Origin of the sequence: Streptomyces sp. NPDC086519 (assembly GCF_040686075.1) — a bacterium.
Taxonomy (GTDB): Bacteria; Actinomycetota; Actinomycetes; order Streptomycetales; family Streptomycetaceae; genus Streptomyces; species Streptomyces shenzhenensis.
In genome coordinates, this window is the sequence record NZ_JBFBJL010000007.1 from 51,354 (window position 1) to 71,106 (window position 19,753).

General features: G+C 71.0%; 18 protein-coding genes. 9 read left to right on the forward strand and 9 right to left on the reverse strand.

The genetic code is table 11. The features are described 5' to 3' along the window. Positions 1–20: 20 nt before the first annotated feature. Together AB0P24_RS09295 and AB0P24_RS09300 are read right to left on the reverse strand one after the other, a co-directional pair. On the reverse strand, positions 21–1,208 hold the full coding sequence (locus AB0P24_RS09295; RefSeq protein ID WP_365791829.1) for a hypothetical protein: 1,188 nt from the start codon (positions 1,206–1,208) through the stop codon (positions 21–23). Positions 1,209–1,305: 97 nt separating this feature from the next. Beyond that, the gene (locus tag AB0P24_RS09300) at positions 1,306–2,433 is read right to left on the reverse strand and encodes an alpha/beta hydrolase-fold protein (protein WP_365791831.1); all 1,128 of its coding nucleotides are present in this window, start codon (positions 2,431–2,433) and stop codon (positions 1,306–1,308) included. A 224-nt stretch (positions 2,434–2,657) separates the two neighbouring features. On the opposite strand from AB0P24_RS09300, the gene AB0P24_RS09305 reads away from it, so the two are divergent. The 6 genes from AB0P24_RS09305 (at position 2,658) to AB0P24_RS09330 (ending at position 7,771) form a co-directional block, all read left to right on the forward strand. Next, the gene (locus AB0P24_RS09305; RefSeq protein WP_365791833.1) at positions 2,658–4,469 is read left to right on the forward strand and encodes a phosphatidylglycerol lysyltransferase domain-containing protein; all 1,812 of its coding nucleotides are present in this window, start codon (positions 2,658–2,660) and stop codon (positions 4,467–4,469) included. 100 nt (positions 4,470–4,569) lie between these two features. Continuing rightward, positions 4,570–5,505 carry a dihydropteroate synthase gene (gene folP, locus AB0P24_RS09310; RefSeq protein ID WP_365791835.1) on the forward strand — a complete coding sequence of 312 codons (936 nt, stop codon included), beginning with the start codon at positions 4,570–4,572 and terminating at the stop codon, positions 5,503–5,505. Then, on the forward strand, positions 5,502–6,005 hold the full coding sequence (locus AB0P24_RS09315) for a nuclear transport factor 2 family protein (RefSeq protein ID WP_365791837.1): 504 nt from the start codon (positions 5,502–5,504) through the stop codon (positions 6,003–6,005). Before folP ends, AB0P24_RS09315 begins: the two co-directional genes overlap by 4 nt. 258 nt (positions 6,006–6,263) lie before the next feature. After that, on the forward strand, positions 6,264–6,623 hold the full coding sequence (gene folB / locus AB0P24_RS09320; RefSeq protein WP_365791839.1) for a dihydroneopterin aldolase: 360 nt from the start codon (positions 6,264–6,266) through the stop codon (positions 6,621–6,623). Continuing rightward, positions 6,620–7,231, forward strand: coding sequence for a 2-amino-4-hydroxy-6-hydroxymethyldihydropteridine diphosphokinase (gene folK / locus AB0P24_RS09325; RefSeq protein WP_365791841.1), 612 nt, complete (start codon positions 6,620–6,622; stop codon positions 7,229–7,231). The genes folB and folK overlap by 4 nt, the downstream gene beginning before the upstream one ends. 51 nt (positions 7,232–7,282) lie before the next feature. After that, positions 7,283–7,771: a DUF3180 domain-containing protein gene (locus AB0P24_RS09330; RefSeq protein WP_365791843.1), complete on the forward strand. Its 489-nt coding sequence runs from the start codon at positions 7,283–7,285 to the stop codon at positions 7,769–7,771. Positions 7,772–7,802: 31 nt separating this feature from the next. On the opposite strand, the gene folE is transcribed toward AB0P24_RS09330, so the two are convergent. The 6 genes from folE to dacB form a co-directional block, all read right to left on the reverse strand. Next, on the reverse strand, positions 7,803–8,408 hold the full coding sequence (gene folE / locus AB0P24_RS09335) for a GTP cyclohydrolase I FolE (RefSeq protein WP_181806862.1): 606 nt from the start codon (positions 8,406–8,408) through the stop codon (positions 7,803–7,805). A gap of 134 nt (positions 8,409–8,542) precedes the next feature. Continuing rightward, the gene (gene ftsH / locus AB0P24_RS09340; RefSeq protein ID WP_365791845.1) at positions 8,543–10,582 is read right to left on the reverse strand and encodes an ATP-dependent zinc metalloprotease FtsH; all 2,040 of its coding nucleotides are present in this window, start codon (positions 10,580–10,582) and stop codon (positions 8,543–8,545) included. 209 nt (positions 10,583–10,791) lie between these two features. Then, positions 10,792–11,352, reverse strand: coding sequence for a hypoxanthine phosphoribosyltransferase (gene hpt / locus AB0P24_RS09345; RefSeq protein ID WP_181806860.1), 561 nt, complete (start codon positions 11,350–11,352; stop codon positions 10,792–10,794). Positions 11,353–11,418: 66 nt separating this feature from the next. Continuing rightward, complete coding sequence (gene tilS, locus AB0P24_RS09350; RefSeq protein ID WP_365791847.1) at positions 11,419–12,549, reverse strand: tRNA lysidine(34) synthetase TilS; 1,131 nt, start codon at positions 12,547–12,549, stop codon at positions 11,419–11,421. A 191-nt stretch (positions 12,550–12,740) separates the two neighbouring features. Then, on the reverse strand, positions 12,741–13,874 hold the full coding sequence (locus tag AB0P24_RS09355) for a zinc-dependent metalloprotease (protein WP_365791849.1): 1,134 nt from the start codon (positions 13,872–13,874) through the stop codon (positions 12,741–12,743). Between the two features lie 199 nt (positions 13,875–14,073). Beyond that, entirely contained in the window at positions 14,074–15,735 is a 1,662-nt protein-coding gene (gene dacB / locus AB0P24_RS09360; protein WP_365791851.1) for a D-alanyl-D-alanine carboxypeptidase/D-alanyl-D-alanine-endopeptidase, read from the reverse strand. A gap of 79 nt (positions 15,736–15,814) precedes the next feature. On the opposite strand from dacB, the gene AB0P24_RS09365 reads away from it, so the two are divergent. Both AB0P24_RS09365 and AB0P24_RS09370 read left to right on the forward strand, forming a co-directional pair. Continuing rightward, entirely contained in the window at positions 15,815–16,306 is a 492-nt protein-coding gene (locus tag AB0P24_RS09365; RefSeq protein ID WP_181807501.1) for an inorganic diphosphatase, read from the forward strand. A gap of 231 nt (positions 16,307–16,537) precedes the next feature. Further along, positions 16,538–18,196 carry a threonine/serine exporter family protein gene (locus tag AB0P24_RS09370; RefSeq protein ID WP_365791854.1) on the forward strand — a complete coding sequence of 553 codons (1,659 nt, stop codon included), beginning with the start codon at positions 16,538–16,540 and terminating at the stop codon, positions 18,194–18,196. Between the two features lie 121 nt (positions 18,197–18,317). Here AB0P24_RS09370 and AB0P24_RS09375 read toward each other — a convergent pair whose 3' ends face one another. Beyond that, positions 18,318–19,226 (reverse strand): VTT domain-containing protein, encoded by a 909-nt coding sequence (locus AB0P24_RS09375; protein WP_365792089.1) that lies wholly within the window; start codon positions 19,224–19,226, stop codon positions 18,318–18,320. 156 nt (positions 19,227–19,382) lie between these two features. Here AB0P24_RS09375 and AB0P24_RS09380 point away from each other — a divergent pair, with 156 nt between their 5' ends. Then, positions 19,383–19,748: a YbjQ family protein gene (locus AB0P24_RS09380; RefSeq protein ID WP_365791856.1), complete on the forward strand. Its 366-nt coding sequence runs from the start codon at positions 19,383–19,385 to the stop codon at positions 19,746–19,748. The last annotated feature ends 5 nt before the right edge of the window (positions 19,749–19,753 follow it).

A 19,753-nucleotide genomic window follows, 5' to 3' on the forward strand; every position in this document is an offset into this window, starting at 1 on the left:
GTTCAGGAGGCGGCGGTGTCTCAGGAGGCGGCGCTGCGCAGGCCCCCGAGGTTGATCTGCTCCGTCTCGTCGTGCGCGGTCAGGTCGATGACCTGGCCGACGCCCCGCGCGCGTGCGTCGGCGGGCTTGAACTCGGCCTCCGCCTCCGTCTTGTGCAGCGCGAGCGCCTCCTGGCCGACGACGTCCGCGAGGTCCTCGTTGTGCATGGCGTCCAGCCCGCCCGCCGGCGAGCCCTTCTGGGTGCCGAAGAAGTCGAAGCCGCCGGTGACCAGCGGGCGCGGGATCGGCGCGGCCGGCAGGACCGCCACCGCGGTCGGGACCGTGAAGTGGCCCGAGGGCTGCACGGAGTTGGCGGACGGTGCCGTCGAGGGGTGGGCGTCCTGCTCCGCCGCTGCCGGGGTGCCGTCCTGCGGCTCGGCCGTGGTGGCGGCGGCCGCGCGCGTGTGCCCGTCGGCCGCCTCGGGCTGCCCCTGCGCCTCGTCCTCCGGCGCGGTCTCGCCCTTGGGGGCCTCGGGCTCGGCGGCCGTCTCCGCCGTGCCCTCGCCGGACGCGTCGGCCTCGACTGCCGGGGTGTCCTTCTCGTCGAACCGGGCCAATGCCACCTTGGCCCGCAGGAACAGCTGGGAACCCTCCGGCGAGAAGATGGCGGGAGCCGTCTCCTCGACCGCCGGCTCCTCGGCCTTCTCCTCGACGGCCGCCGGCTTCTCCGCCTCGTCCGCGCTCCGCGCGGCCGGCAGGCCGTCCGACGGCGCGGTGGCCTCGATCTCCAGCAGGCGGCGGCCCTCCAGGGCGCTCGCGCGCTCGGTCTCGGCGGTGGCGTAGCGGCGCAGCAGGGCCGCGTGCTCGTTGCGCAGTCCCGCCAGCTCCGCCCGTTTCGCGCGCAGCCGCTGCTCCAGCTTGGCGCGCAGCTCGCGCGACTCCTCCAGGTCGGTCTCCAGCTCGGCTGTCCGCTCCTCGTGGCGCCACTCGTCGCTCGCACGCGCGCGTGAGAGGTCGGCCACCTGCTTGCCCGCCTCGCTGTCCCAGCGCCGCATGACGGCGGCACCGACGGCCGCGGTGGCCGCGGCTATCGCGGCCAGCGTGCGCAGCACCGTCGGTTGGGAGAACAGCCAGGGGCCCAGGGCGCAGACGAGGGAGACACCGGCGATCGCCGAAGGAGGCAACAGCCTGTGCAGAGGTGGGGAATGACGGTGGCGTCCACGTGGCATGGCCAGAAACTTACCGCGCGTAGGGGAATCGTGGTGCCCCGGGCCGTAAAAACACAGCGACAACGGAGCCTTCACACGGTATCGGCGGGGTCGGGACTCAGCTGCCGCCCAATCGGCCGCTGAGCCACTGGAGGGTCGCGGGGATCTCACGGCGCCAGGTATTGAAGTTGTGACCGCCGCTGTCGAGGATGATCGACGAGATCCGGGTCAGCTTCGTGGCCTCCACGCTCGCGATGAATTTCAGCGTGGCCTTGTAGTTGGTTTCCCCGACTTTGCTGCTGGTGACCAGCAGGGAGGTGTCCGGGGCGGGTTCGTGCTTCAGGAACCACCAGAGGTTCGCGCGGTTCTTGAGGTTCCGGTCGCCCTGGAAGAGGTCGCCGGTCGTGGCGTCCAGCGGGGCCTTGTACGACGGGGAGAGTCCGGCACCGGCCGCGTACACGCCGGGGTGGTGCATCGCGAGCTTGAGCGCGCAGTACCCGCCCGTCGAGTCGCCGACGATTCCCCAGCTGCCCGGCTTCACGGCGGCCCGGTAGTGCGCGCGTACGGCCGCGGGCAGGTCTCTGGCGAAGAAGGTCTCGGTCTGCGGGCCGTGCGGGATGTCCACGCACTCGGTGTCCCGGGGCGGCGCGACCGTGGGCCGCAGCATCACCAGGATCGCCGGCCGCATCTTCCCGGCCCGGACCAGGTGCTGGGCGGTCCGCGGGTAGTGCAGCTTGTCGACCAGCGCCCGCGCGGTGCCCGGATAGCCGCTGAGGACGACCACCACGGGGAACGTACGGGTGCGGTACTGCTGCTGGAAGTACTCCGGCGGCAGGTACACGTACGCGGGCGTGGCGATGTGCGTGGTACGGCCGACGATGCCGACCTGCTGGATCTGACCGGCCGTACGGGGCAGCGAGCCGCCCATGCCGTGCACCTCGGAGGTGGACACCACGCGGAGCGGAGCACCGGCCGCGGCGCCCGCCGTGTGGTCGACGACGACGCCCTGGTCGGTCTCCGTGCCGAACAGGTCGGCCCAGCTCGCATAGAAACCGAAAGCCTGGTTGACGGCTATCCCGAGGCATACGAAGAGCGCCAGCTGAGTGGCCAGCAAAAGGCCGACGCGGCCGCTGACGGCCCGCCAGTTCCGGCGGGCGAGCCGGGGCCACAGCCACAGCGTGCCTACGAACAGCAGTACGGCGAGCAAGATCGCCAATGCCAGCATTTTATCGCTCGTGAGACCCATGAGGTGCTTCCTGCCTGCGCTTTCCCCCGTGACCACCGCCGCTTTCAGCGAGGCTTGCCCCGGGCTTTCCCTGGCCTTTGAACCGGCTTTCCGGTGGGGAGTGAACCTCTCCCCCCGAGACACCGTCCTAGAGGGCGCAATGTCGCCGGATGCCCGAATCGGGCCCGGATCCAAGGTCTCTCGCAGAACTACAGGATGCGATGTCTGTCAGGATAGATGGGGAATTGTCGGGCGAGGTTCCGAGCCGATCAGGCCGGGCGCGGCGCATAGTCCGTGGCCCGCGCCCTGAGGCCGCCCCCGCTCTGGTCGGCAGGGCGTGCGCGGCCGTGGGCGTCCTGGACATCGCGGCGGGCGTGTTCCCGCGCTTCCGTCACAGCCGCATGCACGCCATGGCGGAAGTACTGCCCGGCTCGCTCGGCCCGTTCGCCGCCGCGCTCTCGCTCAGCGTCGGCGTGCTGTTGCTGCTGCTCGCGCACGGGCTGAAGCGACGCAAGCGCCGGGCCTGGCGGGCCGCGGTCGCGCTGCTGCCGGCCGGCGCGGTCTCGCAGTTCGTGTACCGGCACTCGGTCATCGGCGCGCTGATCTCACTGGCGCTGTTCGTGCCGCTGGTGCTGCACCGCGACGAGTTCAGGGCGCTGCCCGACCCGCGCAGCCGGTGGCGCGCGCTCGCCAACTTCGTCCTCATGAGCGCCGGTTCGCTCGCGCTCGGCCTGGTCATCGTCAGCGCCCACCCGAAGCGCACCATCGGCGACCCGAGCCTGGCCGACCGCATCACACACGTCCTGTACGGCCTGTTCGGCTTCGAGGGCCCCGTCGACTACGAGGGCTCCACCTCCTGGACGGTCGCCTTCTCGCTCGGCGCCCTCGGTCTGATCACCGCGGTCACCACCATCTACCTGGCCTTCCGCCCCGAACACCCCGCCGCGCACCTCACCGAGGAGGACGAGACGCGGCTGCGCGCCCTCCTGGAGAAGCACGGCGCCCGCGACTCCCTCGGCCACTTCGCACTCCGCCGCGACAAGGCGGTCGTCTTCTCCCCCAGCGGCAAGGCGGCGGTCACCTACCGCGTCGTCTCCGGCGTGATGCTCGCCAGCGGCGACCCGATCGGCGACGTCGAGGCCTGGCCCGGCGCCATCGAACGCTTCATGGACGAGGCGAAGGCCCACTCCTGGACCCCCGCCGTCATGGGCTGCTCGGAGACGGGCGGCGAGGTGTGGACCCGCGAGACCGGCCTGGACGCCCTCGAACTGGGCGACGAGGCGGTGGTGGACGTCGCGGATTTCTCGCTCGCCGGACGCGCGATGCGCAACGTGCGCCAGATGGTCAAGCGCATCGAGCGGGCCGGCTACGAAACCCGGGTACGGCGCATCCGTGACGTCGGCGAGGCAGAGCTCGACCGGATCCGCCGGGCCGCCGAGGACTGGCGCGGCACCGACACCGAGCGCGGCTTCTCGATGGCGCTCGGCCGCATCGGCGACCCGGCCGACGGCGACTGCCTGATCGCCACCGCCCACAAGGCCGACGACCAGCCCGGCCAGTACGGCGACCTCAAGGCGATCCTGCACTTCGTGCCCTGGGGCACCGACGGCGTCTCCCTCGACCTGATGCGCCGTGACCGCTCGGCCGACCCCGGGATGAACGAACTGCTCATCGTGGCCGCCCTCCAGGCCGCCCCGAAGCTCGGCATCACCCGGGTCTCGCTCAACTTCGCGATGTTCCGCTCGGCGCTCGCGCGCGGCGAGAAGATCGGCGCGGGACCGGTGCTGCGCGCCTGGCGCGGACTGCTGGTGTTCCTCTCCCGCTGGTTCCAGATCGAGTCGCTGTACAAGTTCAACGCGAAGTTCCAGCCCCGCTGGGAGCCGCGCTTCGTGGTCTACCGGGCCTCCGGCGACCTCCCGCGCATCGGCCTCGCCGCCATGCAGGCCGAGGGCTTCGTCAGCCTCGCCCTGCCGCTGCCGCGCTTCCTGCGCCGCCAGCCGCCCGCCCCCCGCCCGTGCGCCCACAGCCTCACCGAACAGGAGGTACGAGCCGCCTGACCCCATGACCGGCCCGAGCGGACGTCCCTCCCCCTCCAGCCCGGGGGCGCCGCTCGGGCCACGGGGGCTGGCCACGGGGCCCTGGGCCTACGCTGAACGTATGAGCAACCACAGCGGACGTGGCCAGGTGACAGGGCTTCCGGCATGGGACCGGTGCGCCGTCATGGGGGTGGTGAACGTCACCCCCGACTCCTTCTCCGACGGCGGCCGCTGGTTCGACACGACCGCGGCCGTCAAGCACGGCCTCGTCCTCGTCTCCGAGGGCGCCGACCTCGTCGACGTCGGCGGCGAGTCCACCCGCCCCGGTGCCACCCGCGTCGACGAGGACGAGGAACTGCGCCGGGTCGTCCCGGTCGTCCGCGGCCTCGCCGCCGAAGGCGTCCTCGTCTCCGTCGACACCATGCGCGCCTCCGTCGCCCGGCAGGCCCTCGCCGCCGGCGCCGCCCTCGTCAACGACGTCAGCGGCGGCCTCGCCGACCCCGACATGATCCGCGTCGTCGCCGACTCCGGCGCCCCCTTCGTCGTCATGCACTGGCGCGGCTTCCTGGAGGGCGGCAACGTCACGGGCGTGTACGACGACGTCGTCGGCGAGGTCCTCGACGAACTGCACGCGCGCGTGGACGCCGTCCTGGCCGGCGGCATCTCCCCGGACCGGGTCGTCGTCGACCCCGGCCTCGGCTTCTCCAAGAACTCCGAGCACGACCTGGCCCTGCTCGCCCACCTCGACCGGCTGCACGCCCTGGGCCACCCGCTGCTCGTCGCCGCCTCCCGCAAGCGGTTCCTCGGCCGGGTCCTGGCCGGACCCGAGGGGGCGCCCCCGCCGGCCCGGGAGCGCGACGCGGCGACGGCCGCCGTCTCGGCGCTCGCGGCGCACGCCGGCGCATGGGCGGTACGCGTGCACGAGGTGCGCGCCACGGCGGACGCGGTCCGGGTCGCGCGCGCCATCGAGGAGGCGCGCGCAGGGACGGACGCGCCGGGCGCGCAGGCCACCCAGGCCGCGCGGAGCACTCCCCACCGCGCAGAAGGAGCCCGGTGAGCGCCCCCCACACCGACGTCGAGCAGGTCGAGGCCGCCAACACCGCCTTCTACGAGGCACTGGAGAACGGCGACTTCGAGACCGTCTCCTCCCTCTGGCTCACCCCCGCCGACCTGGGCGTCGACGAGCAGTACCACGACCCGGCCGACAGCGGCGTGATCTCCTGCGTGCACCCCGGCTGGCCGGTGCTGACCGGCCGCGGCGAGGTCCTGCGGTCGTACGCGCTGATCATGGCGAACACCGACTACATCCAGTTCTTCCTCACCGACGTGCACGTCTCCGTCACCGGCGACACCGCCCTGGTGACCTGCACCGAGAACATCCTCAGCGGCGGTCCGGCCCCCGAGGGCGGCCAGGAGCTCGGCCCGCTGGTCGGGCAGCTGGTCGTCGCCACGAACGTGTTCCGGCGCACCGAGGACGGCTGGAAGCTCTGGTCCCATCACGCCTCCCCCGTGCTGTCCGAGACCGACGAGGACGAGGAGGACGACACGCCCTCCTGAGCGCGCGACACCCCGCCGGCTCGGCACGGACCGAGAAGTGGCCGGAATCACGAACTCGCAAGCAGGTACGGCCACCGGCCCATGATCCGCCGGGTTCTCCGGGGGAAACACGCGATGAACCCTGACATACCCTGCCCGACCCTCACGCTCCGTACCCCGGCTCTGTCAGTGCCCGCAGGTAGATTCGTGTGGAGCCGGTCCCTCGCCCGCACGCGGTGCGGCCCGGCCGCCACACCGACGATTGCAGGAGTGATTCGCGTGGATCGTGTCGCGCTGCGCGGCCTGAGGGCCCGCGGGCACCACGGTGTCTTCCCCAAGGAGCGCGAGGAGGGCCAGACCTTCGTCGTGGACCTCGTCCTCGGCCTGGACACCCGGCCGGCGGCGGCCGACGACGACCTGACGAAGACCGTGCACTACGGCATCGTGGCCGAGGAGGTCGTCGCCGTGGTCGAGGGGGAGCCGGTGAACCTGATCGAGACGCTCGCCGAGCGGATCGCACAGGTCTGCCTCAAGCACGAAGGGGTAAGAGAGGTCGAGGTCCAGGTCCACAAGCCGGACGCGCCCATCACCGTCCCCTTCGACGACGTCATCGTCACCATCACCCGGAGCCGTGTATGACCGCATCCTCCCTGCGGGGACCCAGCGACCCGACCGTACAGCCGGTGCCCGCCTCCGTTGTCGAGCAGGTCGACGCCGCCGACACCACCCTGTCCAACCCCAAACGGGCCGTGGTGGCCCTCGGCTCCAACCTCGGCAACCGCCTGGAGACCCTCCAGGGCGCCATCGACGCCCTGGAGGACACCCCGGGCGTCCGCATCAAGGCCGTGTCACCGGTGTACGAGACGGAGCCGTGGGGCGTCGAGCCCGGCAGCCAGCCCACGTACTTCAACGCGGTCGTGGTGCTCAAGACCACCCTCCCGCCGTCCTCGCTGCTGGAGCGGGCGCACGCGGTCGAGGAGGCGTTCAACCGGGTGCGGGACGAGCGCTGGGGCCCGCGCACCCTCGACGTCGACATCGTCGCCTACGCCGACGTCGTCTCCGACGACCCGCGGCTCACCCTCCCGCACCCGCGCGCCCACGAGCGTGCCTTCGTGCTCGCGCCCTGGTACGACGTCGAGCCCGAGGCCCTGCTGCCCGGCCGGGGCCCGGTCGCGGAGCTGCTGGCCGCCGTCACCCGGCACGGCGTGGAAGCGCGCCGGGATCTGGAACTCCGACTGCCCGAGTAGTCGTTAAGGTCGAGACGACCAACATCGCTGCGGGGGAGCTGAAGGAACACAGTGAAAGAGCTGCGGATCAGGGTGCTGGCCGGCGTCTTCGTCGTGGCCGGAGTGCTGTCCTGGGCGGGCGCCCGCCTGTGGAACGCGGTGGGGACCCTGCCGAGCGTGCCGGTGGCCGCCCCGATCGTCCTCGCGCTGATCGCCGTGGTCCTGCTCTCCACGGCCCTCTCGCTGCGCGCCCGGCTCAAGGCCCAGCGCGAGCGCCGCCCCGGCGCCAAGGGCGTCGACCCCCTGATGGCGGCCCGCGCCGTCGTCTTCGGCCAGGCGAGCGCCCTGGTCGCGGCCCTGGTCGCCGGCATGTACGGCGGCACGGGCGTCTTCCTGCTGGAACTCCTCGACATCCCCACCCGCCGCGACCAGGCCCTCTACGCGGCCTTCTCGGTCGTCGCCGGCATCGCCGTGATAGCGGCGGCCCTCTTCCTGGAACGGGTGTGCAAGCTCCCGGAGGACGACGACAACGACCACAGCGGGGCCGAGCCGGTCGCCTGACCCCTGCCCCAGGCGGCCCGCCCCCGGCGGGTCAGCGTGCCAGTATCAGGCTCATCGCCTCGGCACGGGTCGTGGCGTCCCTGAGCTGACCGCGGACCGCGGACGTCGTCGTCTTGGCTCCCGGCTTGCGGATCCCGCGAACCGACATGCACATGTGCTCGGCCTCGACCACGACGATCACGCCCCGGGCCTCCAGGATCCGCATGAGCGAGTCCGCGACCTGCGTGGTGAGTCGTTCCTGCACCTGGAGACGGCGGGCGAACACCTCGACCAGCCGCGCGAGCTTCGACAGACCCGTGATCTTGCCGGTCTCCGCCGGGATGTAGCCGACATGGGCCACCCCGTGGAACGGCAGCATGTGGTGCTCGCACAAGGAAACGATCTCGATGTCCTTGACCAGGACCATCTCGTCGTGGCCGAGATCGAACGTCGTCGTCAGGACCTCTTCGGGCGACTGGCGATTCCCCACCAAAAGCTCGCGATACGCCCGCGCCACCCGTGCCGGAGTCTCCCTCAGGCCCTCGCGGTCCGGGTCCTCGCCGACCGCGATGAGGAGTTCGCGGACGGCGTTCTCGGCGCGTTTCTCGTCGAACTCGCCGATGGTGCCGTCGCCGTCCAGGGTCACGGGGTCGGTCATCTGAGGTGCCTCGTTCCTTCGGGTGAGCGCGCGTGGGCCGCGCCTCATATGCGGCCATACCGAAATGCCGCGCCCCCCAGGCTAGATCCTGGGGGGCGCGGCATCCATTCCGAGCCGGATGAGACCGGTGTGAGTCAGCTCTCGGGACGGTCCTCCGGGGCCTTCTCGACCGCGGTGGCGGACTCGGCCGCCGTGGACTTCACCGTGCTGATCGCCGGTGCCGAGCCGTTCGCCCCGTTGGTCAGTGCGAGCTCCCTGGGGGAGAGCACCGGCGGGCGGGTGGACGGCGTACGGCGGGAGGAGCCGGTCCAGGCGGGCCTTGCGGGCCGCTTGTGGATCGCCGCGAAGACCTCGGCGATCTCCTCCTTGTTCAGGGTCTCCTTCTCCAGAAGCTGGAGAACGAGGTTGTCGAGGACGTCGCGGTTCTCGACCAGGATCTCCCACGCTTCGTTATGAGCGTTCTCGATCAGTTTCTTGACTTCCTCGTCCACCAGGGCGGCGACCTCTTCCGAGTAGTCGCGCTGGTGGGACATCTCACGGCCGAGGAAGGGCTCGGTGTTGTCGCCGCCGAACTTGATCGCGCCGAGACGCTCGGTCATGCCGTACTGCGTGACCATCGCGCGAGCGGTGGCCGTGGCCTTCTCGATGTCGTTGGCGGCGCCGGTGGTCGGGTCGTGGAAGACCAGTTCCTCGGCCGCGCGGCCGCCCAGCATGTAGGCGAGCTGGTCGAGCATCTCGTTGCGCGTGGTCGAGTACTTGTCCTCGTCCGGCAGGACCATGGTGTAGCCGAGGGCTCGGCCGCGGGACAGGATCGTGATCTTGTGGACCGGGTCGGAGTTCGGGGAGGCCGCCGCGACCAGGGCGTGACCGCCCTCGTGGTACGCGGTGATCTTCTTCTCCTTGTCCGACATGATCCGGGTCCGCTTCTGCGGGCCCGCGACCACACGGTCGATCGCCTCGTCGAGCATCTGGTTGTCGATGAGCTTGCGGTCGCTGCGGGCCGTGAGCAGGGCCGCCTCGTTCAGCACGTTCGACAGGTCCGCGCCGGTGAAGCCCGGCGTACGGCGGGCGACCGCCGCGAGGTCGACGTCGGGCGCGACCGGCTTGCCCTTCTGGTGGACCTTGAGGATCTCCAGACGGCCCTGAAGGTCCGGCGGGTCGACCGCGATCTGGCGGTCGAAGCGGCCGGGGCGCAGCAGCGCCGGGTCGAGGATGTCGGGCCGGTTCGTCGCGGCGATGAGGATCACACCGCCCTTGACGTCGAAGCCGTCCATCTCGACGAGCAGCTGGTTCAGCGTCTGCTCGCGCTCGTCGTGACCGCCGCCGAGGCCGGCGCCGCGGTGGCGGCCGACCGCGTCGATCTCGTCGACGAAGACGATCGCCGGGGCGTTCGCCTTGGCCTGCTCGAAGAGGTCACGCACTCGGGAGGCACCGACACCGACGAACATCTCGACGAAGTCGGAACCGGAGATCGAGTAGAAGGGGACTCCTGCCTCGCCGGCGACGGCACGCGCGAGCAGCGTCTTGCCGGTGCCGGGACGGCCGTAGAGGAGCACGCCCTTGGGGATCTTGGCGCCGACGGCCTGGAACTTGGCCGGCTCCTGCAGGAACTCCTTGATCTCGTGGAGCTCCTCGACGGCCTCGTCACAGCCCGCGACGTCCGAGAAGGTCGTCTTCGGGGTGTCCTTGGTGATGAGCTTCGCCTTGGACTTGCCGAAGTTCATGACCCGGGAGCCGCCGCCCTGCATCTGATTCATCAGGAACAGGAAGACGACCACGATGAGGACGAAGGGCAGCAGGGACAGCAGGACGCTGACGAACGCGTTCTGCTTGGTCGGCGCGACGGTGTAGCCGTCGGGGATCTGCTTGTCCTGGTACTTGGTCTGCAGCGTGTTGGCGATGGTGACGCCCTGGTCGCCGATGTAGCTCGCCTGGATCTTCGAGCTGCCGCCGACCTTCTCGCCGTTCTTGAGCGTGACCTTGATGGTCTGCTCGTCACCGGTGGTCAGCTTCGCCGACTCCACCTTGTTGTCATTGATCGCCGCCACGACCTGGCCGGTGTCCACCGTCTTGTAGCCGCCGGACGAGCCGACGACCTGCATCAACACGACCACGGCAAGGACGGCCAGCACGATCCACATGACCGGCCCACGGAAGTATCGCTTCACGTCCATCCATACGGAGCGGTGTCGCCCCGTCCCTCCTGCCATAGTGAGTTTGATAAGACAGTTCTTCTGACGGTACCCCAGCATTGTGGCCCGAAGCCGCACGAAGCTTCTCGGACGGCTGGTGAAACCCGTCTCTGCATGCTCCAACGGCGCGAAACCCGCTGGGGTTCCCGATCGTCTTACGTAAGTGGACTCCCCGGCGTATCAGCCGGAGGTCAGCCGCCGTAGACGTGAGGCGCGAGCGTACCGACGAACGGGAGATTGCGGTACTTCTCGGCATAGTCGAGGCCGTAGCCGACCACGAACTCGTTGGGGATGTCGAAGCCGACCCACTCGACGTCGATGGCGACCTTGGCCGCGTCCGGCTTGCGCAGCAGGGTGCAGATCTTCAGGGTCTCGGGCTCACGGGAGCCGAGGTTGTTGATCAGCCAGGACAGGGTCAGGCCCGAGTCGATGATGTCCTCGACGATCAGGACGTGCTTGCCCTTGATGTCGGTGTCGAGGTCCTTGAGGATCCGCACCACACCGGAGGACTGGGTGCCCGCGCCGTACGAGGACACGGCCATCCAGTCCATGGTGACGGGGGTGGACAGCGCCCGGGCGAGGTCCGCCATGACCATCACGGCGCCCTTGAGGACGCCGACGATGAGCAGGTCCTTGCCCGCGTACTCCGCGTCGATCTTCGCGGCCAGCTCGGCCAGCTTCGCGTCGATCTCTTCTTTGGTGATGAGCACCTGCTGGAGGTCGGCACCCATGTCGTTCGCGTCCACCCGCATCACTTTCGGTCGGTCGTCCCACCGGCCTGCCCAGCCCTTCGGAGGAGCACTCCGGAAGGTCGGGACTCAGCCTTGCCGAATCACCAGTCTGCCACCCTGGCGCTGGGCGACGACTTTGCCGGGGAGATTGATGGCCCCCTGGCCTCGCCAGCCGGTGATGAGGCGGTCGACTTCCTCGATGTGCCGGGCGAACAGGGAACCCGCCGGTGCGCCCGCCTCGATGGCGGCCCGGCGCAGGATCCGGCGGCGTACCGCGGGCGGCAGGGCGTAGAGCTTGGCGCACTCCAGCAGGCCCGCGGCGTCCCGTACGGAGGCCTCGGCCTGCCTGGCCCAGGTGTCGAGGGCGTCGGCGTCGTCGCGGGAGAGCTGGGCGGTGCGGGCGAGCGCCTCGACGACGCCCTTGCCGAGGGCTTTCTCCAGCGCGGGCAGGCCCTCGTGGCGGAGCCGGGAGCGGGTGTAGGCCGGGTCCGCGTTGTGAGGATCGTCCCAAACGGGCAGAGCCTGGACCATGCAGGCCTTGCGGGCGGTCTGCCGGTCGAGTTGGAGGAAGGGGCGGCGGTAACGGCCGTCGGCCCCCGAGACCGCGGCCATTCCGGACAGGGAGCGGATCCCGGAGCCGCGGGCGAGGCCGAGCAGGACGGTTTCGGCCTGGTCGTCCCTGGTGTGGCCGAGCAGGATCGCGGTGCCGCCGTGCCGCTCCAGCGCGGCGTCGAGGGCGGCGTAGCGGGCGTCGCGGGCGGCGGCCTCGGGGCCGCCGTCGCGGCCGACGGTCACGGTGATGGCCTCGACCGGGTCGAGGCCGAGTTCGCGCAGCCGCAGGACGACCTCCTCGGCGCGCAGGTCGGAGCCGGGCTGGAGGCCGTGGTCGACGGTGATGCCGCCCGCGCGGATGCCGAGCTTGGGGGCTTCGAAGGCGAGGGCGGAGGCGAGCGCCATGGAGTCGGCACCGCCGGAGCACGCGACGAGGACGAGCGGGGAGGGGGTCCGCTCGTTCGGTGTCTGTTCCGGGATCTCCGGGGCTTCCGGCGTACCCGGGATGCCCGGGCCGTCGACGACGGGGCGCGCGAGGCGCACCCCGATACGGCCGCCGCTGCGCTCACCGGCGGTACGGCTGTGGCGGCTCTGGTCGGTGAGGATGTCGTGGAGGACGCGGCGGACCGCCAGGCGTATCGCCGCGACCGCGGGATGGGGACCCATGTCCGGTTCCCTTCATGAAGTTTTCGGGGGGTGAACCCGAGTCCGGTCACTCAGGGTGTGTAGATGGTGACAGAAACGGGCCGTTCCCCGAGCATCGCACGCCTACCCATCGCTCACGGTCCCTCGGACGGGTGATTGGCGGGGCGTTCACCTGCCGTCGGCCGGTTTCGGTTCACCACACATCCGCCGATTCACGACTCGGCCTTGCGGTGCACCCGCGCGACCCAGTCCGCCGGTTTGGCGATCTCCGCCTTGGTCGGCAGGGTGTTCGGGGAGGTCCACACCCGGTTGAAGCCGTCCATTCCGACCTGGTCGACGACGGCCCGCACGAACCGTTCGCCGTCCCGGTACTGACGGAGCTTGGCATCCAGGCCGAGCAGTTTGCGCAGGGTCATGTCGAGCCGGGAGGCGCCCTTGGCGCGCCGCTGCTGGAACTTCTCGCGGATCTCGGCGACGGTCGGCACGACGGAGGGTCCGACGCCGTCCATCACGAAGTCGGCGTGGCCCTCCAGGAGGGACATCACGGCGGTGAGCCGGCCGAGGATCTCGCGCTGGGCGGGGGTCTGCACCAGCTCGACGAACGACCGTCCGCCGTCGTCCTCCTCGGCCTCGGGGCGGCCGCCGGCGAGGGACTGGGCCGCGTCCCGGATGCGTTCGAGGACGGTCATCGGGTCGACGTCGGTCTCCGAGAGGAACGCCTGGATCTCGCCCTCGAGATGGGCGCGCAGCCAGGGCACCGCCGTGAACTGGGTGCGGTGCGTCTCCTCGTGCAGGCACACCCACAGGCGGAAGTCGTGGGGCTGTACGTCGAGTTCGCGCTCCACGTGGACGATGTTCGGGGCGACGAGCAGCAGCCGGCCGCCGCCGTTCTCGTCCGCCGGGAGGTCGCGGGAGGAGGGGGCGAAGGTCTCGTACTGGCCGAGGACCCGGGAGGACAGGAACGACAGGAGCATGCCGAGCTCCACGCCGGTGACCTTGCCGCCGACCGCGCCGAGGACCGCGCCGCCGGGGGTGCCGGCCCGCCGCTCCTGCATCTTGTCCAGCAGCGGCTTGAGGAGCTCCCGGAACCCGGCGACGTTCGCCTTCACCCAGCCGGGCCGGTCCACCACCAGGACGGGGGTGTCGTGGATGTCTTCGGTCCCCATACGAGTGAAGCCCCGGACGTGCTCCTCCGAGGCTTTCGCGTGCCGCCGCAGCTCCGCGACGATGGCCCGGGCCTCGTCGCGGCTCACCTCGGGGCCCGGCCGCACGAGCCGGGTCGCGGTCGCCACCGCGAGATTCCAGTCGACCATCCCAGAAGAAGCAGCGCCACCGATGCTCGTCATGCGTCAACCGTACGTTAGCGCTCCCACTTGGGGCAGGCCGTGAGGGTTGGTGAGGTTGGCGTGACTTGTGCGGAGGGGTGGGGCGCGGCCGGCGCGGGCAGGGGCGGGGGCCGGTTTCAGGTGCCCGGCGCTGTCGGCCGTGCCCACCCTCCCCCGCGGCGGTTGAGACATGGCTGGGGCGGCGGGCGGCGGGCGGCGGTTACAGGCCCGCCAGGGCGGTGGCGGTCTTGTCCAGGGCCTGCTGGGCCGCTGCCGGGTTTGTCGTGTCCGAGGTCAGGAAGGCGAAGGCCAGCAGGCGGCCGTCCTTGTCGACGACCGTGCCGGCGAGGGTGTTGACGCCGGTGAGGGTGCCGGTCTTCGCGCGTACGGCACCCGCCGCACCGTCCGTGTAGCGGCTGGTGAGGGTGCCGGTGAATCCGGCGACCGGAAGGCCGGTGAGGACCGCGCGCAGGCCCGGCTGGTCGGCGTCGGCGGCTTTGACGAGGAGGGCGGTGAGGAGGTTCGCGGTCAGCCGGTCGTCGCGGTTCAGGCCGCTGCCGTCGTGGAAGGAGGCGCCGGTCATCGGCAGGCCCAGCTCGGTGAGTTGGGCGTCGATCGCGGCCGCTCCCCCGTCGAAGCTCGCCGGCCGGCCGCTCGCCAGCGCGGTCTGGCGGGCCAGGGCCTCGGCGATGTCGTTGTCGCTGTTGGTCAGCATGCGCTCGACGATCGAGGACAGCGGCGGCGAGGAGACCGTGGCGAGGGTGTCGGCCCGGCGGCTCGCCTTGGAGGTGCCGGGTGCCGAGGTCTTGATGCCGGCGTCCGCCAGGAAGCCCGCGAACTTCCGGGCCGCGTCGGCCGCCGGGTCGCTCACCCGGGTCACCGGTCCCTCGGTGGAGTCGTCGGTGCGGCCCTCGTCGGCCGTCAGGGGGCTCACGCGCGCGAGGTTGTCGTTGACGCCGATGGGGTGCAGGTCGGGGCCGGAGTAGAGCGTGGTGTCGTACGAGAGGGTGATCTGCCTGATGCCCCGCGCGGTCAGCGATTTCGCCGTCTCGGTGGCGAGGGTGCGCAGGCTGGCCCAGCCGGCCGCGTCCTCGCGGGCGGTCAGGGTGGGGTCGCCGCCGCCGACCAGGACGACCTCCCTCGTACCGGGTTCCAGGGCCACCCGCGTGGTGATGCGGTGGTCGGGACCGAGGGCGGAGAGGGCGGCGACGGCGGTGGCGATCTTGGTGGTGGAGGCGGGGGTGAGGGCCGTGTCGGCGCCGGAGCCGTACAGGCGCGCCCCGCTGGCCACGTCGACGACCACGGCGGTGCGGGTGCCGCCGAGCGCCGTGGAGGCCAGCAGGGGCCGCAGGAGGTCCGTGACGGCCGTCGTGGAGATGTCGACGGACTTTCCGGCGGGGGCCGACTTCACGGTGTTCGTGGCGGCACCCAGGCCCGTCAGGACGGATCCGGCGCTGGGCGCGGGGCTGGGCTCGCCATCGGCTGTGACCAAGTCCGCACCGGAGCCGTGATCTGTGCCACCCGAGCGCTCCAGGGCGGCGGCCCGGTCCCGCTCGGCCGTACGCTGACCGTCGGCGTCCCAGGGGCCCGCCGCGGTCACCGCACCGGCGGCCAGGGCGAGCCCGGCAGTGGCGGCGCCCGCGGTGTACTGCCAGGTCCTGAGGGTCCGGAATCGAGGTCGAGGGGAGCGGGCCAGGGTGGCCAGCCGGGGTCCGGTCGCGCGCGTGACGCGTGCGAGCTGCGGTCCCACTGCCCCCCGCAACCGCGCGACCTGCGGCTTCGTGGCGGTCACCAGGTGTGCCAGACGCGGTCGTAGGGCGTCCGCGATCTTCCGCACACGCGGTTTCGCGGACTGCCAAGGCCTCAGCTCTGGCACGACCACCAGCCCCTTTCGCGATCACACACCTGCGTGAGGGACACTTAACCACCAGAACTATGTGTTGATCATGGAGGAGCCACCGGTGGAGTTCGACGTCACGATCGAGATCCCGAAGGGTTCGCGGAACAAGTACGAGGTGGACCACGAGACCGGTCGGATCCGCCTGGACCGTCGTCTCTTCACCTCGACCGCCTACCCGACCGACTACGGCTTCGTCGAGAACACCCTCGGCGAGGACGGCGACCCGCTGGACGCGCTGGTCATCCTGGACGAGCCCACCTTCCCGGGCTGTCTGATCCGCTGCCGCGCGATCGGCATGTTCCGGATGACGGACGAGGCCGGCGGCGACGACAAGCTGCTGTGCGTTCCGGCCACCGACCCGCGCGTGGAGCACCTGCGCGACATCCACCACGTGTCGGAGTTCGACCGCCTGGAGATCCAGCACTTCTTCGAGGTCTACAAGGACCTGGAGCCCGGCAAGTCCGTCGAGGGCGCCAACTGGGTGGGCCGCACCGACGCGGAGGCGGAGATCGAGCGGTCCTACAAGCGCTTCAAGGAGACCGGCGGTCACTGAGACCACCCCGGTGGGCCGACACCGGGAAACGGGCCGCACGCACGCGTGGGGCCCGTTTTTCGTGTCCGCGTGATCCCCCACGGCTGGTTTTCGGGTCCGCTTGATCCTTCACAGCTGGTTTTCGGGTCCGCGTGATCCTTCACGGCCGGTTTTCGTGTCCGCTGTGTGGTCACGCGCATACTGAGGCTGTCGTGGCTGTAGTGAAGGTGTCGTTCAGGGAGCGTTACGAGGGTGACGGAGGCGGAGGACCGCAAGCCCGGGGCGGACGAGGCGCGGTACGACCCGGAGCTGACGTCCGAGTTCGCCGTCCCCCGGGGCGTCGAGGTCCCCGACGGCGGCGCGGGTGAGCCGGAGACGACGTCCGAGTTCTCGGTGCCCGAGGGGCTCGCGGCGCCGCAGCCGGTGATCGCGGAGCCGGAGGGGTCGGCGTTCAGCCTGCCGAGCACCTACAGCGCCCAGGACGCCCCGCCCGTCTTCACGCCCGCCTCCGGGTTCCCCGCGGTCAGCCTCGTCAAGGACGCGCCCTGGCAGGACCGGATGCGCACGATGCTGCGCATGCCGGTGGCCGAGCGGCCGGCGCCGGAGCCGGTGCAGAAGGCCGAGGACGGCGGCCCCGCCGTCCCGCGCGTGCTCGACCTGACCCTGCGGATCGGCGAGTTGCTGCTGGCCGGCGGCGAGGGCGCGGAGGACGTGGAGGCCGCGATGTTCGCGGTCTGCCGGTCGTACGGCCTCGACCGCTGTGAGCCGGGCGTCACCTTCACGCTGCTGGCGATCTCGTACCAGCCGTCACTGGTCGACGACCCGGTGACGGCGTCCCGGACGGTGCGGCGGCGCGGGACCGACTACACCCGCCTGTCCGCCGTGTTCCGGCTCGTGGACGACCTCACCGACCCCGAGACCCATGTCTCCCTGGAGGAGGCCTACCGGCGGCTCGCGGAGATCCGCCGCAACCGGCACCCGTACCCCGGCTGGGCGCTGACCGCGGCGAGCGGGCTGCTCGCCGGGGCCGCCTCCCTGCTCGTCGGCGGCGACCTGCTGATGTTCGTGGCGGCCGCGGTCGGCGCGATGCTCGGCGACCGGCTGGCGTGGCTGTGCGCGGGGCGGGGGCTGCCGGAGTTCTACCAGTTCATGATCGCCGCGATGCCGCCGGCCGCGATCGGGGTCGCTTTCTCGCTCGCCCACGTCGACGTCGCGGCGTCCGCCGTCGTCACCGGTGGACTGTTCGCGCTGTTGCCCGGGCGGGCCCTCGTCGCGGGCGTCCAGGACGGGCTCACCGGCTTCTACATCACCGCCGCCGCACGGCTGCTGGAGGTCATGTACTTCTTCGTCGGCATCGTCATCGGGGTGCTGACGGTCCTGTACTTCGGTGTGAAGCTGGGCGGCCGGCTCAATCCCGACGCGGCGCTGGTCGGCTCCGAACGGCCGCTGCTGCAGATCGCCGCGTCGATGGTGCTGTCGCTGACCTTCGCCGTACTGCTCCAGCAGGAACGATCCACCTTGCTGGCCGTCACCCTGAACGGAGGTGTCGCGTGGTCGGTCTACGGTGCGATGCAGTACGCCGGGAGGATTTCGCCGGTCGCCTCCACGGCCGTCGCGGCGGGGCTGGTGGGGCTGTTCGGGCAGCTGCTGTCGCGGTTCCGGTTCGCCTCCGCGCTGCCGTACACGACGGCGGCGATCGGACCGCTGCTGCCGGGGTCGGCGACCTACTTCGGGCTGCTGTCGATGGCTCAGAACGAGGTCGACAAGGGGCTGGTGTCACTGGCCAAGGCGGCGTCGCTCGCCATGGCGATCGCCATCGGGGTCAATCTGGGGTCGGAGATCTCCCGGCTGACCCTGCGGGTGGGGTCGGCCGGGAAGCGCAGGGCCGCGAAGCGGACCAGGGGGTTCTGAGCGCCTTTGGGGGGAGCCGGCGCGTGGGCGGGTGCGGGTGCGGGTGCGTTGTGGCTTGTCGCGCCCACGCGGCGGAGCCGCACATGTGTCCAGCCCCGCGCCCCTGAAGGGGCGCTCCAGTTCACGGTGCCCGGTACTGGTCCTCGGTGTACGGGTTCTGCTGTTGCTGGCCGTAGCCGCCCTGGTGGTAGTAGCCGTTCTGGTCGTAGTACGGCTGCTGCTGGCCGTACCCGTACTGCTGCTGGGGCTGGGGCTGCTGCTGGCCGTACCCGTACTGCTGCTGGGGCTGGGGCTGCTGCTGGGGCTGCTGGGGGGTGTACGCCGGCTCGATCCGGCGGAGCTGCGTGGTCGCGTCGTCCATCGCCTGGGGGGCCGCCTGGTGCTGGAGCGGCTGCTCCGTGCGGGCTGCCTTCTTGTCCTTCGCGCGGGCCCGCAGGAACTCGATGATGATCGGGACCACCGAGATGAGGACGATCAGGATCAGGATCGCCTCGATGTTGTTCTTGACGAGGTCGATCTTGCCGAGCCAGGAGCCGAGCAGGGTGACGCCGGCGCCCCACATGACGCCGCCGATGACGTTGAAGGTCAGGAACGAGCGGTAGGCCATGCCGCTGACGCCGGCGATGATCGGCGTGAACGTGCGGATCACCGGCACGAAGCGGGCCAGGATCAGGGACTTCGGGCCGTGCTTCTCGAAGAACTCGTGCGCCTTGGCGACGTTCTCCTGTTTGAAGAGGCGGGAGTCCGGGCGGTTGAAGAGCGTCGGGCCGACCTTCTTGCCGAACATGTAGCCCGCCTGGTCGCCGAGGATCGCGGCGAGGCAGATCAGGGCGATGGCGCCCCACAGCGGGAAGTCCAGCTGGTTCGAGGTGATCAGCAGGCCGCAGGTGAAGAGGAGGGAGTCGCCCGGGAGGAAGAAGCCGATCAGCAGCCCGGACTCGGCGAAGACGACCAGGAGCAGGCCCCAGATGCCGAACGAGTCGAGCAGCTTGTTGGGATCCAGCCAGCTCGGGCCGAGGGCGAGCGTCATCGCGGTTCCGGTCGTCACGGTTCCGGGCTCCTGAAGGGTGAGGGCACAGCTGGTTCCTTGTGCGGGCGCACAAAGCTATCAACGTAATGTGTCCGCCCCAGGTTCCACCGGTGGAACCTGGGTGGACTGTGCCCGGCCTGGGGAATGGCTGTGGACATGGGTATCGAAGAGTACGGCGGCGGTCAGGGGCCGCAGGCCGATGTGCTGGTCGTCACCACGAACGACGTTCCCGGGTACCGGGTGCGGGAGGTCGTCGGCGAGGTCTTCGGGCTGACCGTGCGCTCCCGGCACCTGGGCAGTCAGATCGGCGCGGGTCTGAAGTCGATGGTCGGGGGCGAGCTGAGGGGGCTGACGAAAACGCTCGTACAGACCCGCAACCAGGCCATGGACCGGCTGGTGGACCAGGCACGCGCGCGTGGGGCCAACGCCGTGCTGGCCTTCCGTTTCGACGTGACGGAGGCGGCGGGCGCGGGGACGGAGGTCTGCGCGTACGGCACGGCCGTCATCCTCGACAAGGAGTAGCCACC

What these genes read in the sequence shown, in the direction of transcription:
- AB0P24_RS09355 (WP_365791849.1), bottom strand. Translation starts at nt 13,874, where the DNA reads ATGACGAGCATCGGTGGCGCTGCTTCTTCTGGGATGGTCGACTGGAAT.
- hpt (WP_181806860.1), bottom strand. Translation starts at nt 11,352, where the DNA reads ATGCGGGTGGACGCGAACGACATGGGTGCCGACCTCCAGCAGGTGCTC.
- folP (WP_365791835.1), top strand. Translation starts at nt 4,570, where the DNA reads ATGAGCAACCACAGCGGACGTGGCCAGGTGACAGGGCTTCCGGCATGG.
- AB0P24_RS09375 (WP_365792089.1), bottom strand. Translation starts at nt 19,226, where the DNA reads ATGACGCTCGCCCTCGGCCCGAGCTGGCTGGATCCCAACAAGCTGCTC.
- folK (WP_365791841.1), top strand. Translation starts at nt 6,620, where the DNA reads ATGACCGCATCCTCCCTGCGGGGACCCAGCGACCCGACCGTACAGCCG.
- tilS (WP_365791847.1), bottom strand. Translation starts at nt 12,549, where the DNA reads ATGGGTCCCCATCCCGCGGTCGCGGCGATACGCCTGGCGGTCCGCCGC.
- AB0P24_RS09300 (WP_365791831.1), bottom strand. Translation starts at nt 2,433, where the DNA reads ATGGGTCTCACGAGCGATAAAATGCTGGCATTGGCGATCTTGCTCGCC.
- folE (WP_181806862.1), bottom strand. Translation starts at nt 8,408, where the DNA reads ATGACCGACCCCGTGACCCTGGACGGCGACGGCACCATCGGCGAGTTC.
- AB0P24_RS09380 (WP_365791856.1), top strand. Translation starts at nt 19,383, where the DNA reads ATGGGTATCGAAGAGTACGGCGGCGGTCAGGGGCCGCAGGCCGATGTG.
- ftsH (WP_365791845.1), bottom strand. Translation starts at nt 10,582, where the DNA reads ATGGACGTGAAGCGATACTTCCGTGGGCCGGTCATGTGGATCGTGCTG.
- AB0P24_RS09295 (WP_365791829.1), bottom strand. Translation starts at nt 1,208, where the DNA reads ATGCCACGTGGACGCCACCGTCATTCCCCACCTCTGCACAGGCTGTTG.